The sequence below is a fragment of the Bacillus sp. UMB0893 genome (assembly GCF_002858905.1).
Lineage (GTDB): Bacteria > Bacillota > Bacilli > Bacillales > Bacillaceae > Bacillus_P.
Genome location: NZ_PKLB01000002.1, coordinates 51300 through 68652 on the forward strand (window position 1 = coordinate 51300; position 17353 = coordinate 68652).

Genomic DNA, 17353 nt, shown 5'->3' on the forward strand with positions numbered 1-17353 from the left:
GCAGAAAAAATGTGTGAATTCCGAGAAAAGTTTTTATGAGGTGAATAAATCATGAAGAATGGATCAATTATAGACCGTCAGCTGCTGCCATCTCCCAATCCTAATATCAGGCTTCAGCTCATAACTTATTATTCAGATTGCCTAAAAGTGAAGGGGTTGCTTGCAGAGCCTGCAGCTGCCGGTACGTATGATGGTTTTTTGTATTTAAGAGGCGGCATTAAGAATGTCGGGAAGGTCAGAATTGGCCGGATTGTCCAATTTGCTTCAGAAGGTTTTGTCGTAATGGCTCCGTATTATCGGGGGAATCAGGGAGGAGAAGGAAATGAAGACTTCGCAGGCGATGACAGATATGACGCTATTCATGCTTTGACCCTATTAAAGGAACATCCTAAAGTTTCAAAAGAACGCATTCACGTCTTCGGGTTTTCAAGAGGCGGGGTCATGGCGCTGATAGCCGGGTGCATGGATGCAGATGTACGCTCTGTTGTGACATGGGGCGGGGTATCGGATATGATTCTTACATATGAAGAGAGAGAAGATCTGCGGAGAATGATGAAGCGGGTCATCGGGGGGACGCCTTCAAAATATCCTGACAGATATAAATGGCGGACACCGCTTTATGATTTAGAAACCTTAAAAGCGCCTATCCTGATCATCCATGGAGTCCTTGATCAGAATGTATCGGTTGAACATGCATACTTGCTTGAACAGAGGCTTCGTGATCTTGGGAAAAAAGTGGAGACAATGTATTTCAAGGAATACACGCATTATTTTCCGCCAGCAGTTAACCGAAACGTAGTCAAAGAGCTGACTGCCTGGATGAAAAAGCAATAAATGCAGGGAACAGTTGAGCTAAATATGGTAAACTATCCATATATGAAAAGGAGTGATTGAAATGGGTATGCCTTTAGAATTGAACACGATGATCGTGACCAAAGGGCGAGAGAAACGTTTAGAAGAAAACCTTTTTCAGCTCGTTAAAGACGGCTTTCGCATTTATCCGCTTGAGATCCCGATTGAAGTTAGAAAAACGAAAGAAGGAGACGTCAGCGGACAAGCTCTTATCAAAAAACTTGAGCTTGCTGAAGACAAAACGATCATAACGTATCAATTAATTGCTTTAAAATCTACGAATTAATTTAAGGGGTTTCCGGTGATGCTGGGAGCTCTTTTAAATATTTAACATGGAAAACGGAAGCTCAGTGCTCCCTGTGGAAAAGAACATTTCACCTGATAAGTCAAAAAACGTCTTTATAAAAAGGCTTTTTTCGCATTGAGTAAGGGATGGGAGCCTCCTCGGCTATGCCTGCGGGGTCTCCCATTCCCCTCTATTTCCCGCAGGAGTCAAGTGCCTTCCGCTACAATCCACTAAAGGTTTTAACCATTTTTTCTTAAAGCAAACAAACTTTACGAAAAGAGCCATATAAAAAAAGGCTATGCCAAAATGAATGGCATAGCAGCTTTTACGACTTATATAGATGGTCCGCCAAGTACTTCAATTTCTGTTGAAACATGATTGAACTTTTTGAAATTTTGTTTAAATTTCCCAGCCAGTTCTTTCGCTTTTTCATTGTAATCTTCGACGCTGTCCCATGTTTTAACTGGCTGCAGGACTTCGTCAGGAACACCTGGAACATGGAGCGGGATTTGCAAGCCGAAATTTTCATCTTTTACCGTTTCAACGTTGTCCAATTCACCTTCAAGTGCAGATTGAACCATTGCACGGGTATATTTTAATTTCATTCTTTCGCCAACACCGTATTCTCCGCCAGTCCAGCCAGTGTTTACTAAAAATACATTCGCCTGATGCTCATCGATTTTCTGCCCCAGCATCTCTGCGTAAACTGTAGCAGGAAGCGGTAGGAAAGGCGATCCGAAGCAAGTTGAGAACGTTGCCTGAGGTGATGTAATGCCGCGCTCTGTACCAGCAAGCTTGCTTGTGTACCCGCTAAGGAAGTGGTACATTGCCTGTTCTTTTGTCAATTTGCTGATTGGAGGCAGAACTCCGAAAGCGTCGGCTGTCAAAAAGACAATCGTATGCGGATGGCCTGCAATACTTGGCTGAACAATATTATCCATTGCCTCAAGCGGATAAGCTGCTCTAGTATTTTCAGTAAAGAATGTATCATCATAATCAGCCACTCTTGTTTCATCATCCAATACGACATTTTCAAGTACAGATCCGAATCTTATTGAATCAAAGATTTGCGGCTCTTTTTCGCGGGACAGGTTGATGCACTTGGCATAACAGCCTCCTTCGATATTAAAAACACCGGCATTAGACCATCCGTGCTCATCATCACCAATTAACTTGCGTTTTGGATCAGCCGATAGAGTTGTTTTGCCTGTACCAGACAGCCCGAAGAAGAGAGCTACGTCGCCTTCCTGGCCAACATTTGCAGAACAATGCATGGATAAAATTCCGCTTTCAGGAAGCAAGTAGTTCATGACAGAGAAAATTGATTTTTTCATTTCTCCTGCATATTCAGTTCCGCCGATTAAGATCGTTCTTTTTTCAAATGATATAATAATAAATGTCTCTGAATTTGTACCGTCAATTGCAGGATCTGCCTTGAAGTTTGGTGCAGAAACAATTGTAAATGGATCTGAATGCTGTATCAGTTCATCTTGGCTTTCTGGCTGAATGAATAGCTGCTGAGCAAAAAGATTGTGCCAGGCAAATTCATTTACTACTTGAATAGGAAGGCGATACTTCGTGTCAGCACCTGCAAATCCTTTGAAAACAAAGAGCTCATTGCGTTCTTTTAAGTATGAAATGACTTTTAAGTACAGTTTTTCAAATGAAGCTTCTGAGAAAGGCTGATTTACAGAACCCCACTCCATTTTGTCTTCTGTTGATTTTTCCTTTACAATAAACTTATCTTTAGGTGAACGTCCTGTGTAAGTACCTGTCGTTGCACGGACAGCACCCGTTGAAGTCAAGATTCCTTCATTGCGTTCTAATACTTTTTCAACAAGAAACGGGACTGATAAGTTATGAAATGCATTTTCCCCTTTGATTAAAAGATCTAGCTCATTCGTTATTTCTATAGAATTCATCCCATACCCATCCTTTACCTATATTTCTATTCTTTATTTTATTAATTAAGTAACTCTTCTCAATTAGTATAACACATTAAAATAAATAGTCTATACTATTTAACTTATTCTATGTAGAAATTGATGAAATGGAACAAGTAGCTAAATGTTTCTGATGAAAATGATACATATATAATAGGAAGTGTTTTTAATTCGTCATTTGGTGGAAACATACAAGAAGGGAAAAGAAAAATCGAATGCGAAAACCTTGTCATTTTTTGTTGACAGGTTGAGGAAATATACGATATTATATGACCTTGAACGGATTCTCTTATCCCGAGCTGGTGGAGGGACAGGCCCTATGAAACCCAGCAACCTGCTTTATTTATTAAAATTCTCGTAAGTCAGAATTTTTGCGAGCAAAGGTGCTAACCTGATGCAAGGCGAAAGCCCTTGATCGATAAGAGCGAAAGGCTACGATTTTAGTAAATAACCTTTCCTCGCGGGAAAGGATTTTTTATTTCTATAAATATTTTTTGCCTGAACGTACTCGTGGATTCTCCTAAAACATGCCAACTGAATTATTTTGCCGAATGGCCAAAATATGAAAGGGAATGAGTTCCGTATCTTTTAACCTTTTGAGGAGGAAAACTTTAATGACTAAACAACGTCGTCTGTTTACTTCAGAGTCTGTAACTGAAGGTCATCCTGATAAAATTTGTGACCAGATTTCTGACTCGATTTTAGATGCAATCTTAGAAAAAGATGCAAATGCCCGTGTTGCTTGTGAAACATCGGTTACTACAGGTCTTGTTCTAGTTGCTGGGGAAATAACAACTTCTACTTATGTAGACATTCCAAAAATCGTTCGTGAAACGGTTAAGGAGATTGGCTACACTCGTGCAAAATATGGTTTTGATGCAGAAACATGTGCAGTACTTACTTCGATTGATGAGCAGTCAGCAGATATCGCTATGGGTGTTGACCAGGCGCTTGAAGCACGCGAAGGAAAAATGACAGATGAGCAGATTGAAGCAATTGGTGCAGGTGACCAAGGATTGATGTTCGGATTTGCTAATAACGAGACAAAAGAATTAATGCCGCTTCCTATTTCACTTGCTCATAAGCTTTCCCGCCGTTTAACAGAAGTACGCAAAGAAGAGATTCTTCCGTATCTTCGTCCAGACGGTAAAACGCAAGTAACAGTTGAGTATGATGAAAATGACAAGCCGGTTCGAATTGATACAATTGTTATTTCAACTCAGCATCATCCTGAAATCTCTTTAGAGCAAATTCAGCGTAATGTGAAAGAGTATGTTATTAATCCAGTTGTACCAAAAGAGTTGATTGATGAAGAAACAAAATACTTCATCAACCCGACTGGCCGATTTGTTATCGGCGGACCACAAGGTGATGCAGGCTTAACTGGCCGTAAAATCATCGTTGATACGTACGGCGGATACGCTCGTCACGGCGGAGGGGCATTCTCAGGAAAAGATCCTACAAAAGTTGACCGTTCTGCAGCATATGCAGCACGTTATGTAGCTAAGAACATCGTTGCAGCAGGTTTAGCTGATAAATGTGAAGTTCAGCTTGCTTATGCAATTGGTGTTGCTCAGCCAGTATCGATCGCAATCGATACATTTGGAACTGGCCAAGTGAAGGAAGATGTTTTAGTTGATGTTGTTCGCGCTAACTTTGATCTTCGTCCAGCAGGAATCATTAACATGCTGAACTTGCGTCGTCCGATCTACAAACAAACAGCTGCTTACGGTCATTTTGGCCGTAACGATCTTGACCTTCCATGGGAAAGAACGGATAAAGCGGAAGCCCTTAAAGAGCAAGCTTTAAATCAATAATAGTATAAAAGATGAGACACTGCGAAAGCAGTTCTCGTCTTTTTTTTATGAAAATGATAACCCAAGGTCCTAGGATTCCAAAAATCTTTCAGTGAAGTACTAAAATACGAGGTGAAAAGATATTTGGTTTGCCAACCATCTTAGCATTCTCAGCCGAATTGTGCCCGGAACTCGGAAAAACAAAAACCAGGTGCATAATAGAAATAGAGCGGAATGGTACCATGGAACCAGATAAAGACGAAATCCAGGTACCCAATAGAGGAGAATGGTGCCCTAGAAATCGGAAAGAGCGAAATTCAGGTACCCAATAGAGCGGAATGGTACCCTGGAACCAGATAAAGATAAAATCCAGGTACCCATGGAGGAGAATGGTGCCCTAGAAATCGGAAAAAAGCGAAATCTAAGCCTCCAATTTAGCAGAATGGTACCCTGGAAATCGGAAAAAGCCGTTCAGTCCTTCAGGTATGGTCAGCAGGGCAAAGTCTTTCAGCCGCAGGGAAAACTACCCGTTATCAAGGTTGGTTTTTATTTTTTTTTAAAAGGAATTATGAGCACAAACACTTTATTTTATGAATTTATTGTTTTATTTTGTAAAAAATTGCAACAAAACCTTGCTTGAGTTCGTTTCACGTACGGATAGACTTTTTTGGAGGCGAATAAGATGTGCGGTTTTGTTGGAATTATTGATTATCGTAAACAGGCAAGTGATATAAATTTTGATACATTCATTGAGAAGGCAAGCAGTAAAATAGAACACAGAGGACCTGATGATAGCGGGAGATATGAAGATGATTATGTCATGCTTGCATTTAGACGGTTATCTATCATAGATGTTCAAGGTGGGCATCAGCCGCTTGCATATGGAATTAATCAGCGGTACCAGATTGTGTTCAATGGCGAGATCTATAACTATATTGAGCTAAGAGAACTGGTTTATTCTCATGGCCGTGATTTGAATACGGATACAGATACAGAAATCATTGTGGCGCTATACAGCATTTTTGGAACGGATATCCTTCAATTGCTCCGCGGAATGTTTTCATTTCTCATTTGGGACAGGGAAAAACATTTTCTTTTTGGTGCAAGAGATCATTTCGGAATCAAACCTTTGTATTACATAGAAAACAGAAAAATGAATATGTTTGCCTCTGAGCTTAAAAGCTTAACTGATTTCTACAGGCATCCAAACATTAATGATGAAGCGTTTCAGCATTATCTCTCTTTTCAATATGTGCCTGATCCGAGCACGATGCTGGAGCATATTCAAAAAGTGCCTCCAGGTTATTTCTTTACAAAAAAAACAGGTGAGAGTCTAGTGCTTGAAAGGTATTGGAAGCCTCAAATCAACCCTGCCCGTCAATTAAATGAAAACCAGCTGAAAGAAAAAATTCAAGAAACCTTAATAGATTCTGTCAAAGTCCATATGCGCAGTGATGTCCCAGTAGGGTCTTTTCTCTCCGGAGGTGTGGATTCAAGTATTATTGCTTCTATTGCAAAAGAATTCCATCCTTCATTAAAAACATTTTCTGTCGGTTTTGAGCAAAAAGGCTACAGCGAGATCGATGTTGCGAAAGAAACGGCAGATGCTCTGAATGTGGAGAATATATCCTATATGGTGGGGCATGCAGAATTTATAAGAGAACTGCCCAGAATTATTTGGCATATGGATGATCCGGTTGCAGATCCTGCCTCTATTCCGCTTTATTTTATAGCAAGAGAAGCACGGAAGCATGTGAAAGTAGTATTATCGGGTGAAGGAGCAGATGAGCTTTTCGCAGGCTATAACATTTACAAAGAGCCAATTGATTTGTCTATCTTCGGTCATCTGCCGAAGGGATTTAAGCAAAAATTAAAGCAGCTTGCTACTGTCTTTCCCGAGGGGATGAAAGGGAAAAGCTTTATCGAGAGAGGGACAACAGTTTTGGAAGATCGATATATTGGAAATGCAAACATCTTTTCTGCTGCTGAAAAGCAAAAATTGATATCTATGGATATTCAATATAATCCAACAGACATTACAGACCATTTATATAAAGATGTCAGCCATTTAGACAGCATTTCCAAGATGCAATATATTGATGTGATGACATGGCTGAAAGGGGACATTTTAGTAAAAGCAGATAAAATGACGATGGCTCACTCGCTCGAATTAAGAGTGCCCTTCCTTGATAAAGAGGTATTTAAAATAGCCTCATCCATTCCGCATGAATTAAAGATCAGACACGGAGAAACGAAATATTTGCTGCGGCAGGCAGTTCGAGACCTTGTTCCTCCGCATGTACTAAATCGGAAAAAATTAGGCTTCCCAGTACCGATCCGAAATTGGCTGAAAGATGAAATGTACGATTTTGCGAGAGCCGTTATTTGGGAAAGCGGAACTGGTGATTTCATAAATAAATCCTATGTAAACGAGCTTTTAGATCTGCATTGCATCGGAGAAGCGGATCACAGCAGAAGAATTTGGACGGTCTTGACCTTCATGATCTGGCATCAGGTTTTTATTGAGAATATCTACACCTTTCATGAAACAGAGCAATACATGCACATCTAAACTTAAAAGAAGTTGCTTGAAAACATACTCAAAAAGAAGAATTACCCGTTTGACAGTATGCATGTCTTCCGGATAATTCTTCTTTTTTTTGAGGAAATACAAATGGCAGTTCCCGATTCTTATGCGTAACGAATAAACTCTCTTTGCTCTAATACGTCTTGGTATTCATTAAGTAAGCCTTCAAAGATAGAATCCCACGTTTGAGTTAGGGCATGTGCACGCGCACTCATTCCCATTTGATATCTTAGGGCATCATTTTGCAAAAGGGTATCGATTGAATGGATGAATCCTGAAACAGAACCTGTTTCACATAAGTAACCGGTTTTTCCGTGCTGAATAATGTTTTTAACTCCGCCTGAGTTCGCCCCAACAACCGGTGTACCGGCTGCAAATGATTCAAGCACAACGTTGCCAAAGGTTTCGGTTGGTGAAGGGAATATAAATAAGTCTGAACTCGAGTAAATTTTAGCCAGATTTTCACCGCTTTCGTAACCTGCGAACGTCATATTTTCAGGTGCTTCCTTCATCATTTCTTCCTTAGATGGCCCATCTCCGACTATGAGCCATTGGACTTTCCTTTTTAAATGTTCCGGAAGCTGATGTGAGATCTTCATTAACGTCTGAACATCTTTTTCTGGAGCAAGTCTTCCTACATACGTTAGAATGAATTTTTCCTTTATTTTATAATTTTGAGTCATTTCTTTTCTTATATAATTGGGGTGGAATAGTTCACAGTCAACACCTCTTGACCATATGTGAACATTTTCAAATCCCTGATTCAGAACCTGCTGCTTTGTTTCCTCTGAAGGGACGAAGATTTTTTGTAAAGGACGGTGGAACCAATGCATATATTTCCACAAAAGTTTGGAGAATATCTGTAAATCATAAAACTCTAAATACTGATCAAAGTCTGTATGATAAGAGCCTACAATCGGGATATTTAATTTCTTGGCATAATGCAGTCCGCATAAACCAATGTTAAAAGGAGTGGCTACATGTATAATATCAGGCTGAAATCTCACAAGCTCCGATTTTACCTGCAGCATATTTGGCCATGCAAGCCTGCATTCTGGATAAAGAAAAAAAGAAGAGCTTGCAAATCTGTGTATATGGCTTGAAAATAAGGATTCTTTCGTGCTCTCGGGTGCAAAGACTTTATAATCATGTCCTTTGCTTTCAAGATAATCGGTAAGACGCTTTAACGTTCTCGCAACACCATTTACATCAGGTGAAAATGTGTCTGTGAATATCGCAATTTTCATCTTATCCCTCCATAAATCAGTCCGTTATTCGCCTGGATTTATTTCTTGGCTGGCGCTAAAGAACAAAAGCTGCCTCAAAATACTTATTTATAAGAAGAAAACAAGTAAGTCCTGTTGTTGTTCCAAGTAAACATCCTGCTAATACGTCAGAAGGATAATGAAGACCAAGATACATTCTCGATACCCCGATGCTGATCCCAAGAGGCAATAAAATAACGGCAGCTTGAGGTAAAATAAGGATAAAAGGAATAATAACTGAAAAAATTGCTGTTGTATGTCCTGAAGGAAATGAATGATCTTCTAATGGATTGGCTGAAACCTTCGTTTCCAATAGTGCCAGATACGGACGTTTCCGCGGGTAACGTTTCTTCACATATGCGACTGGCAAATGGCTGAACAGGAGTGACACTGCACTTGCAATAGCTGCCATGCGGATCTCGCCGCCAGTAAATAATATAAGAAGCAAACAAATTGAAATGGTGAATGTCGCTCCTCCAATATGTGTAATATTGCGGAAAAAATAGTTCATAAATCTGTGGTCAAAATGACGGTTCACACTGCGAAACAATCTGCATTCGAAATCATACATGTTTTCCATTAGTTTGATCATCAATCGGATGCTCCTTTTCAACACTGTTTAACCTCATTGTAAGACAGAAATATTTAGCGAATAATAAGTAAATGTAAAAATTTCAAGTAAATAATTTACAATAAAAAAACCGTGAAACCGCAGATAAGAGCAATTTCACGGAGATGCAGACAAATTAGAATAACCCTTTTCTCGGTGTTAACTTATATGTCTAAGTTTTAAGATTTATTCATGGTTTTTCTGCAAATTCTTAAGAGATAAGAAAATATTAAAATTTTGCGCATTGATGGCGAGCGGAATCGTCCAACTCCTCGACCAGAAGAAATCCCCATGGAAAGTCAAACTCGGACTTTCCTGCCGGATTCATATCTGTCTGTGCTAACGGGCGCTTGCGTTTTTCTTATAGTATTGGCCTTTTTCAACGTACTCACGGCGAATGCGCTCCATGTCTTTTATATCTTCATCATTCAACTCACGCACCACTTTAGCTGGTCTTCCGAACGCAAGTGAATGCGGAGGGATTTTTTTCCCTTGAGGTACTAAGCTTCCTGCTCCAATGAATGCACCTTCTCCTATTTCCGCACCATCAAGGATGATGGAGCCCATTCCGATTAATGCTTGCTTTCTAATGATAGAACTATGTAAAATTACTTGATGGCCGACTGTTGCATCATCTTCAATGATGAGAGGTGCATCAGGACTCTGATGAAGACAGCATTGATCCTGAATGTTGACTCTTTTGCCTATAATTGTCGGAGAAACATCTCCTCTTATAACCGTGTTAAACCAAATGCTTGATTCATCGCCGATTTTCACATCTCCAGTGATTGTTGCATTATCTGCGATAAAAGCGGATGGAGAAATGTCGGGAACACTTTCTTTATAAGGATATATCATTTTTATCAAACTCCCTTTATATATGTAAAATACATGCATATTTATTATAGCAAACCCGAATTATTTTCTTAAAGAAGACCGTTTTCACAAAAATTGCAATTCTGGATTCAGCAGGCTTATTTCTAATAAGGGATATTGAGATAGCGGCTGATACAAGGGTTGAACGATTAAAAATAAAGGCTCTTTTCGTAAAGTTTGTTGCTTTTAGATGGTTAAAACCTTTAGTGGATTGTAGCGGAAAGCAAGTGCCTGCAGCGGAAATCCACGGGTGAAATTTATAACCAAAAACAACAATCAATGCAAAAACAGCCAAAATAAAAAAAACTAAAAGAAAGGTGTGAGCTAATAATGTGGAAGTGGGAATGCGATGATCAAAATCCAAAAGGTGTCATTGTGATTGTTCACGGTGCTGCAGAACATCATGGAAGGTATCGATGGCTTGTTGAAATGTGGAAATGTGCCGGATATCATGTCATTATGGGAGATTTGCCCGGTCAAGGTACTTCGACAAGAAGACGCGGACATATTCAATCTTTTGATGAATACATCATAGAGTTAAATATATGGGTGGATGAGGCCAGAAAACTTGGATTGCCGCTTTTTCTTTTAGGACATAGCATGGGCGGCCTGATTGTGATCCGCGCTTTGCAGGAGAAGCACCAGGATGTGAACGGTGTGATTTTGTCATCTCCTTGTTTGGGTCTTGTTTATAAGCCTAGCAAGGCAATGGAGCTGATTTCAAAGCCATTGAATATAATTGCGCCTGCTTTTAAAGTGGATTCTGGTTTATCAGTGAGTATAGCTACTCGGAACAAAGAAGTAAGAGATGCAGATGAGAATGATTCACTTTATGTGACAAAAGTATCTGTAAGATGGTATCGTGAACTAGTCAAGGCAATCGAACAAGCACACGAAAACGTAAAATCCTTCGCAGATCTGCCTCTTCTTGTTATGACTGGCGGAGATGATAAGGTCGTCGACAGCACGGCTGTTAAAACATGGTTTAACCGTGCCAATCTTTCAGAAAAGGCATTCAAAGAATGGAAAGGTTTTTATCATGAGATTTTTAATGAGCCTGAACGGGATCAAGTATTTAAATATGCTCAAACTTTTGTGGATGCGCATTTAGAGAGCTGATATATAAAGAGGTGATCTTATTGACAGCAATTCCGCAGCACCCTCTGCGTTTAATGGCTAAAATTTATAAAGACATTTTTCCTATTGTTCATGCATATTTGGAAAAATGGAGAGAAAAAGCAAATCAGATTCAGAATGCTGAACTCAAAACTCAGGCGCTGGCAAGCTTAAACGAGAAATCGTTTCATTGTGAGGGCGGAGGGATTTTTGGACTTTTGTCTGAATCGAACAAACACGAATGCATTGAATTTATTGTTGCTTATCAAACAATCAGTGATTACCTGGATAATTTATGTGATCGAAGTACATCTCTTGATCCATTGGATTTTGCAAAATTGCATGAAGCAATGAATGACGCACTTACCGTAGGAGCCCCGCTGAAAAACTATTATGCCTATCGTAAAGATCAAAATGACAGCGGGTATTTGCATGAGCTTGTCTCAACCTGCCAAAGAATATTAGGCAAGCTTGAGAATTACCCTATAATTGCCCAGTATTTACTGGAACTATCCAGTTACTACTGTGACTTGCAAGTACATAAGCACGTAACAATTGATGAACGAATCCCAAGACTTGAAACGTGGTTTGAAAAAAACAAAGATGGTTTGCCTGAAATGAAATGGTATGAATTCTCGGCATGTGCAGGGTCTACATTAGGTATTTTTTGTCTCGTCTCTTACGCGTTCAGAGATGACTTTAAAGAAAGTGAAGCATTCCGAATTAGAGAGAGCTATTTTCCATATGTCCAAGGATTGCATATTTTGCTCGATTATTTAATCGATCAAGAGGAAGACCGGATTGGCGGCGATCTTAATTTCTGCAATTACTATTCAACAGAAAAGGAAATGATGAAACGGCTTGAGCATTTCGTTGAACAGGCGGAATCTAACCTCAGAGGAATCCCTCATGAAAGCTTCCATAAGCTTATTCATCGCGGTCTTCTAGGCGTTTATCTATCAGATGAGAAAGTTACATCAAGAAAAGACCTTGGAAAACTGGCAAGACAATTAATTAAAATGGGCGGAAAAACCTCATCTTTCTTTTATTGGAATGGACGGGCTTATCGTGCTTTTCAGAAGCTTTCCTGGTCAAAAAGCTCATAATGTGAAATCAGATCTTATTAGGTCTGGTTTTTTTGTATATATAGAGAGTTTCTGATCATTTGGGAATTAGGACTATATCGGCCAAACCATAATTAACAGTTTTCGCATTAAATGTTGTTTTTGGTTATAAATTTTAACCGTTGATTTCCGCTGCAGGCACTTGCTTTCCGCAGGGAGGGATGGGAGCCTCCTCGGCGGGGTCTCCCATTCCCCTCTATTTCCCGCAGGAGTCAAGTGCCTTCCGCTACAATCCACTCAAGGTTTTGTCATTTTTTCTAAAAGCAACAAACTTTACGAAAAGAGCCATAATAAAAAAAGACCAGGATCTCAACTCCCGGTCCTCCTTACCCTTGCATTTTCTCAATCGCAACAATAAAGGGTGCACTGTTTTTTTGGTTTAAGAATTGATACTGCAGCACATGTGCTTGTTTTTGATCCAATTGCTGTACGTATTCTAACACGGCATCCCTTTCTTGTTTTCCGCCAGGATGACCGTGATAAATGACAAGGACAATGATTCCTCCCGGTTTCATTACGTTAAACAGCTGTTCAATTGCGTGTATTGTTGACTGGGGCTTTGTAACAACCTCTTTATCGCCTCCAGGCAAATAGCCTAGATTAAAGATGGCTGCAGCTGCATTTCCGACTGCGCTCTCAGGCAAGCAAGCTGCCGCATTCTCATGACTTTCCTTAAAAAGGGTGACGCGCCCGGATAAGCCATTTTCTGATAGGCGGGAAGCAGTAGCTTTCATTGCATCGTCTTGAATATCAAAGCCGTATACATGGCCATATTCTCCCACAAGCTCTGCCAAATAAACAGTATCATGTCCGTTTCCAATTGTTGCATCAATGGCAATATCACCCTGCTCAATTGCCATTTTCAGAAGGGTTTTAGAAAAGGGCAGAACCCGTTCAAGCTTCATAATGCGCATACCTGTTCTTTCTTATAATATTTGCCTTGATAGCTTCCCCGCTGTTTAAGTTCAGCATCAATTGAATTAAGTACATCCCACTTATTTACACTCCACATCGGTCCTATCATCAGGTCAATAGGTCCATCCCCGGTAATTCGGTGTACAATTATTTCTGGCGGAAGAATCTCGAGCTGATCGCATACTAATTTAACGTAATCTGCTTTCGTTAAAAACTCTAGTTTTCCTTTTTCGTACTGCTTTACCATAGGTGTGCCCTTTAAGAGATGGAGCAGATGAATTTTAATGCCCTGTACATCAAGCTTTGATACAGCACGGGCTGTTTCCATCATCATTTCATGACTTTCGAGCGGCAAACCGTTAATGATGTGAGAACAAACGCGAATGCCATGCTTACGCAGTTTTTTTACTCCTTCTGTATAGCACTCAAAATCATGTGCACGGTTTATAAGTAAAGCTGTCCGTTCATGAACAGTCTGTAAACCAAGTTCAACCCAAAGATACGTTCTTTTGTTCAGTTCTGCTAAATATTCAACAACATCATCAGGCAAGCAGTCCGGACGTGTTGCTATAGAAAGTCCCACAACTCCTTCCAAATTCAAAACAGATTCAAATTTTTCGCGAAGAACTTCCACAGGTGCGTGTGTATTCGTATAAGCCTGAAAATACGCCATATATTTGCCGTTTTTCCACTTCTCATGCATCTTTCCTTTAATTGTGCTGAATTGAGAAACAAGATCTTCAGCCCGGTTTCCTGCGAAATCTCCTGAACCCGCTGCACTGCAAAACGTACAGCCGCCGCGGGCAACCGTACCGTCACGATTTGGACAGTCAAATCCACCGTCCAGCGCAATTTTAAAAACCTTATGTCCAAACTCATTTCTTAAATGATAATTCCATGTATGATAACGTTTTTCGTCCGCAGCATATGGAAAAGGGTTTATCCGCTTCAACTAGAAAAACCTCCTTAAATCGATAAATAACCATCTAAACATTTTATCATGCAGCTTGCCGCACTGACAAACGGCTCACCCTCATTTTCCATTTGTTTTTTTGTAATTTCAATACAATTGTTGCGCAAACTATAGCTAATGAAGTATTATGCTTCATTTACTTATAGGGGGGTTGCAGAGATGGCAACAAGACAATCTGTTACTGAATGTCTGGAACGATGCACCAATTCATATGATTATGCCCAAAATCAATATACTGAAGGAGCTAAACAAGAGCATTACAATGATACCGAGTATACAAAAGCTCAGCAAATGCTTGAAGATGCTGTAAATGAGTGCAATTCAATGACATTAAGTGCGAATGATCAGCAAAAAGAGCAGTTGTACAGAATGCGGCTTCAGCTGCAGCAGCTGCAAAATGAAATGATTTTATTGGATCATTAGGAGGCCTTTCGTATGACAAAACGCTCAAAGCAGAATAACCCTGAACAAAAAACGAGAAACGGCCAAAATAATCAAGACGTTGAATTTGGAAAAGACTTTGATCCTGTAAAACAGTCTAAGAAAAAGTATGAGCAGCGGGGTCAGCCGGTTAAATCAAAACAGCGTCCAGAATAATATCAAAGGCTGCTTCCAAAATGGGAGCAGCTTTTTGCTGAAAAAAATCTAAAAAAAGAAATTGACAATACATGTAAAACATTCTATTGTATTAATTGTATTATATCAACTAGTACACATAATACAACAGAGACACTACATATCTCGGTTGAAGAAAGAAGGTAGATCGATGATTCAAATTGATCCGCGCAGTTCAACAGCGATATATGAGCAAATCATACAGCAGATGAAAGAGCTTTGCTTAAAGGGCGTAATAAAGCCGGGTGAAAAGCTTCCATCTGTTCGTGAGCTTTCTACAATGATTATTGCGAATCCGAATACGGTCAGCAAAGCTTATAAAGAATTAGAACGGGAAGGTATTATCGAAACATTGCGGGGCAGAGGGACATATGTATCTGAAAATGCCCGAAAAACATTGGATGAAGGGAAGATGGAGATGATTAAGGAGCAGTTGAAACCACTTGTAATTGATGCTGTTTACGCGGGAGTCGATATCGAAATCATCCATAAATGGATTGAGGAAATAAGTAAAGAAATGAGGGGAATCAGCAATGATTGAACTTAAAAACCTCTCAAAGACTCTTAACGGTGAGAAGGTTTTAGATTCGGTCTCCTTAAAGCTTGAAAAGGGAGAGATATTTGGACTTCTTGGCAGAAATGGTTCTGGAAAAACGACCATCCTGAGACTGATACAGCAAATCGTTTTACCGGATGAAGGGGAAGTGCTGTTTGAAAATATATCCATGATGGAGCATCCGCTTGTGAAACGAAAAGTGGTTTACATGCCCGTTCAAAATCCATTTTATGAAAGGTACAGCTACAGAGAATTAGTCAAAATCTTAAAATCGCTCTATCCGGATTTTGATGTGACGTATTCGAATGAATTAATGAATCGCTATGCCATTCCAGAAACGAAAAAATACCGTGAATTATCCACGGGCTTGAAGAAACAGTTCTCATTAATTATGGCATTTGCAATCCGCCCTGCTGTCATCTTGCTTGATGAGCCGACAGATGGGATTGATGCAGTAACACGTCATGACTTGCTGCAGCTGATGATTGATGAAGTCGCACAGCGGGAAACAACGATTTTCATTACGTCTCATCGCTTAGAAGATATTGAACGGATTTGCAGCCGGATTGGATTTTTAGAAAATTCCACACTCACAAATGTTATGGACATGGATTCATTAAAGGAAGATTATATAAAAATTCAAGCTGTCTTTGAAGAAGATGTTCATTTGCGATTAAGAGAACGAAAAATATCAATCCTTGAATATACTGGAGTTTTTTACACTCTTCTTCTGCAAAGAGAGGACGAGGAGAGCAAGAACTGGCTGAGATCACTGAATCCCAAAGTATGGAATCAGCTTCCGGTAAATCTAGAAGAAGTATTCATCGCAAAGTTTGGAGGAAAACGAAGATGGTAGGAGGTGGCCTTTTCGAAAAAGAATTTAAACAAGTCAGATCTCTGTGCATCTTCTTATTTCTATTTAACTCATTTGCATTGCCATTTACGGTATGGTCTGAGTATTCAAGCCATTTGGAATACTTGAAGAAATACCCTGATGCAAATTTAGAGCCGTTTGTATTTCAATTTGGGGCAGATCCGCTCCTGTTAATCAGCTCGTTGTTTTTATTTTTCATCGCAATCAATCAAATGGGAACTGAACGTGCAAGAGGCATGATGGATTTCACTTTATCTTTGCCGTATAAAAGATCAAAAATATTTACCGTAAAATGGGCATTGGTTTTTGGAATTATTTTATCTTCTACGATCATTTCTTTGATTCTCACAGGGAGTTATATTGAATGGTTTGAGATTGAAGTTTCTCAGCCGACTTTCAATTATTATTTCACCTTGTTTTCAACGCTTACGATGGTTTATACATTAACACTGGTAGCAGGAACACTTACGGGGACACCTTTTGCCCAAGGACTAACAGCAATCAGTGCATCAATTTTGCCTCTGCTGTTTACACTTGTTCTTACAATGAATGCAGACGCATTTGGAGGCTTCTCCTATGCGGAAATGGAAAAGTGGTTTGAGTTTGGATATCTGATCACTCCAGCGCTCCAATTTTTCAGATGGACAGTCTTTCAAGAAGTCGCCTCCATCTATCCATTTTATTTTTTAATTCCGGGCGGGATGGCCATTCTTTTCTTTATCGCAGGCTATTTTTCATTTATTAAGCATCCCAATGAACGAAACGGAAACTTCTTTTTATGGAAGCAGCTTAACATGCCTGTGCAGCTGATCGTCATCCTTTTGGGTGTTCTCGGTTTCAGTGCAGTCGGCTATGGTTCCTCAAACGAAAGCTTTACCGGCTATTTAATTGGAGCAGTTATTGGGGCAGCAATCGGCATCATTCTCAGTTATTACTTGATTTATAAAAAAACAAAGCAAGCATAG

17 protein-coding genes and 1 riboswitch are annotated in these 17353 nt (G+C 39.7%); of the genes, 11 read left to right on the top strand and 6 right to left on the bottom strand.

Annotated features, from left to right (window positions below):
• Positions 1 to 51: 51 nt before the first annotated feature.
• Together CYJ36_RS05890 and CYJ36_RS05895 are read left to right on the top strand one after the other, a co-directional pair.
• Positions 52 to 834: an alpha/beta hydrolase family protein gene (locus tag CYJ36_RS05890; RefSeq protein ID WP_101565808.1), complete on the top strand. Its 783-nt coding sequence runs from the start codon at positions 52 to 54 to the stop codon at positions 832 to 834.
• Between the two features lie 61 nt (positions 835 to 895).
• A complete protein-coding gene (locus CYJ36_RS05895; RefSeq protein ID WP_101565810.1) occupies positions 896 to 1138 on the top strand; it encodes a DUF2584 domain-containing protein in 243 nt (80 codons plus the stop codon).
• A gap of 332 nt (positions 1139 to 1470) precedes the next feature.
• Here CYJ36_RS05895 and pckA read toward each other — a convergent pair whose 3' ends face one another.
• A complete protein-coding gene (gene pckA, locus CYJ36_RS05900) occupies positions 1471 to 3060 on the bottom strand; it encodes a phosphoenolpyruvate carboxykinase (ATP) (protein ID WP_101565812.1) in 1590 nt (529 codons plus the stop codon).
• A gap of 307 nt (positions 3061 to 3367) precedes the next feature.
• A riboswitch (SAM riboswitch) is annotated at positions 3368 to 3506 on the top strand.
• Positions 3507 to 3695: 189 nt separating this feature from the next.
• Between pckA and metK the strand changes: the two genes are divergently transcribed.
• Together metK and asnB are read left to right on the top strand one after the other, a co-directional pair.
• Entirely contained in the window at positions 3696 to 4898 is a 1203-nt protein-coding gene (gene metK / locus CYJ36_RS05905; protein ID WP_101565814.1) for a methionine adenosyltransferase, read from the top strand.
• Between the two features lie 661 nt (positions 4899 to 5559).
• Positions 5560 to 7449 carry an asparagine synthase (glutamine-hydrolyzing) gene (gene asnB / locus CYJ36_RS05915; protein ID WP_101565818.1) on the top strand — a complete coding sequence of 630 codons (1890 nt, stop codon included), beginning with the start codon at positions 5560 to 5562 and terminating at the stop codon, positions 7447 to 7449.
• Between the two features lie 119 nt (positions 7450 to 7568).
• On the opposite strand, the gene CYJ36_RS05920 is transcribed toward asnB, so the two are convergent.
• From CYJ36_RS05920 to CYJ36_RS05930, 3 genes are all read right to left on the bottom strand, one after another.
• Entirely contained in the window at positions 7569 to 8711 is a 1143-nt protein-coding gene (locus tag CYJ36_RS05920; protein ID WP_101565820.1) for a glycosyltransferase family 4 protein, read from the bottom strand.
• A 55-nt stretch (positions 8712 to 8766) separates the two neighbouring features.
• Positions 8767 to 9321: a phosphatase PAP2 family protein gene (locus CYJ36_RS05925; RefSeq protein ID WP_101565822.1), complete on the bottom strand. Its 555-nt coding sequence runs from the start codon at positions 9319 to 9321 to the stop codon at positions 8767 to 8769.
• 357 nt (positions 9322 to 9678) lie between these two features.
• Complete coding sequence (locus CYJ36_RS05930) at positions 9679 to 10197, bottom strand: gamma carbonic anhydrase (protein WP_101565824.1); 519 nt, start codon at positions 10195 to 10197, stop codon at positions 9679 to 9681.
• A gap of 348 nt (positions 10198 to 10545) precedes the next feature.
• On the opposite strand from CYJ36_RS05930, the gene CYJ36_RS05935 reads away from it, so the two are divergent.
• Both CYJ36_RS05935 and CYJ36_RS05940 read left to right on the top strand, forming a co-directional pair.
• Positions 10546 to 11334: an alpha/beta hydrolase gene (locus CYJ36_RS05935; protein ID WP_101565826.1), complete on the top strand. Its 789-nt coding sequence runs from the start codon at positions 10546 to 10548 to the stop codon at positions 11332 to 11334.
• Positions 11335 to 11387: 53 nt separating this feature from the next.
• Positions 11388 to 12437, top strand: coding sequence for a tetraprenyl-beta-curcumene synthase family protein (locus CYJ36_RS05940; protein WP_101566497.1), 1050 nt, complete (start codon positions 11388 to 11390; stop codon positions 12435 to 12437).
• 344 nt (positions 12438 to 12781) lie between these two features.
• On the opposite strand, the gene CYJ36_RS05950 is transcribed toward CYJ36_RS05940, so the two are convergent.
• Complete coding sequence (locus tag CYJ36_RS05950; RefSeq protein ID WP_101566499.1) at positions 12782 to 13360, bottom strand: tRNA (mnm(5)s(2)U34)-methyltransferase; 579 nt, start codon at positions 13358 to 13360, stop codon at positions 12782 to 12784.
• Positions 13357 to 14322 carry a TIGR01212 family radical SAM protein gene (locus CYJ36_RS05955; protein ID WP_101565830.1) on the bottom strand — a complete coding sequence of 322 codons (966 nt, stop codon included), beginning with the start codon at positions 14320 to 14322 and terminating at the stop codon, positions 13357 to 13359. The genes CYJ36_RS05950 and CYJ36_RS05955 overlap by 4 nt, the downstream gene beginning before the upstream one ends.
• 180 nt (positions 14323 to 14502) lie before the next feature.
• Here CYJ36_RS05955 and CYJ36_RS05960 point away from each other — a divergent pair, with 180 nt between their 5' ends.
• The 5 genes from CYJ36_RS05960 (at position 14503) to CYJ36_RS05980 (ending at position 17353) form a co-directional block, all read left to right on the top strand.
• Positions 14503 to 14766: a YtzC family protein gene (locus CYJ36_RS05960; RefSeq protein ID WP_101565833.1), complete on the top strand. Its 264-nt coding sequence runs from the start codon at positions 14503 to 14505 to the stop codon at positions 14764 to 14766.
• A 12-nt stretch (positions 14767 to 14778) separates the two neighbouring features.
• Positions 14779 to 14940: a glycogen biosynthesis protein GlgD gene (locus tag CYJ36_RS05965; RefSeq protein ID WP_101565835.1), complete on the top strand. Its 162-nt coding sequence runs from the start codon at positions 14779 to 14781 to the stop codon at positions 14938 to 14940.
• Positions 14941 to 15109: 169 nt separating this feature from the next.
• A complete protein-coding gene (locus tag CYJ36_RS05970; RefSeq protein ID WP_101565837.1) occupies positions 15110 to 15499 on the top strand; it encodes a GntR family transcriptional regulator in 390 nt (129 codons plus the stop codon).
• Positions 15492 to 16370 (top strand): ABC transporter ATP-binding protein, encoded by an 879-nt coding sequence (locus CYJ36_RS05975; RefSeq protein ID WP_101565839.1) that lies wholly within the window; start codon positions 15492 to 15494, stop codon positions 16368 to 16370. The genes CYJ36_RS05970 and CYJ36_RS05975 overlap by 8 nt, the downstream gene beginning before the upstream one ends.
• The gene (locus CYJ36_RS05980; RefSeq protein ID WP_101565841.1) at positions 16364 to 17353 is read left to right on the top strand and encodes a hypothetical protein; all 990 of its coding nucleotides are present in this window, start codon (positions 16364 to 16366) and stop codon (positions 17351 to 17353) included. The genes CYJ36_RS05975 and CYJ36_RS05980 overlap by 7 nt, the downstream gene beginning before the upstream one ends.

Coding starts and splice junctions, on each gene's coding strand:
- CYJ36_RS05980 (WP_101565841.1), top strand. CDS start 16,364: ATGGTAGGAGGTGGCCTTTTCGAAAAAGAATTTAAACAAGTCAGATCT.
- CYJ36_RS05920 (WP_101565820.1), bottom strand. CDS start 8,711: ATGAAAATTGCGATATTCACAGACACATTTTCACCTGATGTAAATGGT.
- pckA (WP_101565812.1), bottom strand. CDS start 3,060: ATGAATTCTATAGAAATAACGAATGAGCTAGATCTTTTAATCAAAGGG.
- CYJ36_RS05935 (WP_101565826.1), top strand. CDS start 10,546: ATGTGGAAGTGGGAATGCGATGATCAAAATCCAAAAGGTGTCATTGTG.
- CYJ36_RS05950 (WP_101566499.1), bottom strand. CDS start 13,360: ATGAAGCTTGAACGGGTTCTGCCCTTTTCTAAAACCCTTCTGAAAATG.
- CYJ36_RS05975 (WP_101565839.1), top strand. CDS start 15,492: ATGATTGAACTTAAAAACCTCTCAAAGACTCTTAACGGTGAGAAGGTT.
- CYJ36_RS05930 (WP_101565824.1), bottom strand. CDS start 10,197: ATGATATATCCTTATAAAGAAAGTGTTCCCGACATTTCTCCATCCGCT.
- CYJ36_RS05890 (WP_101565808.1), top strand. CDS start 52: ATGAAGAATGGATCAATTATAGACCGTCAGCTGCTGCCATCTCCCAAT.
- asnB (WP_101565818.1), top strand. CDS start 5,560: ATGTGCGGTTTTGTTGGAATTATTGATTATCGTAAACAGGCAAGTGAT.
- metK (WP_101565814.1), top strand. CDS start 3,696: ATGACTAAACAACGTCGTCTGTTTACTTCAGAGTCTGTAACTGAAGGT.
- CYJ36_RS05895 (WP_101565810.1), top strand. CDS start 896: ATGGGTATGCCTTTAGAATTGAACACGATGATCGTGACCAAAGGGCGA.
- CYJ36_RS05965 (WP_101565835.1), top strand. CDS start 14,779: ATGACAAAACGCTCAAAGCAGAATAACCCTGAACAAAAAACGAGAAAC.
- CYJ36_RS05960 (WP_101565833.1), top strand. CDS start 14,503: ATGGCAACAAGACAATCTGTTACTGAATGTCTGGAACGATGCACCAAT.
- CYJ36_RS05940 (WP_101566497.1), top strand. CDS start 11,388: ATGGCTAAAATTTATAAAGACATTTTTCCTATTGTTCATGCATATTTG.
- CYJ36_RS05925 (WP_101565822.1), bottom strand. CDS start 9,321: ATGATCAAACTAATGGAAAACATGTATGATTTCGAATGCAGATTGTTT.
- CYJ36_RS05970 (WP_101565837.1), top strand. CDS start 15,110: ATGATTCAAATTGATCCGCGCAGTTCAACAGCGATATATGAGCAAATC.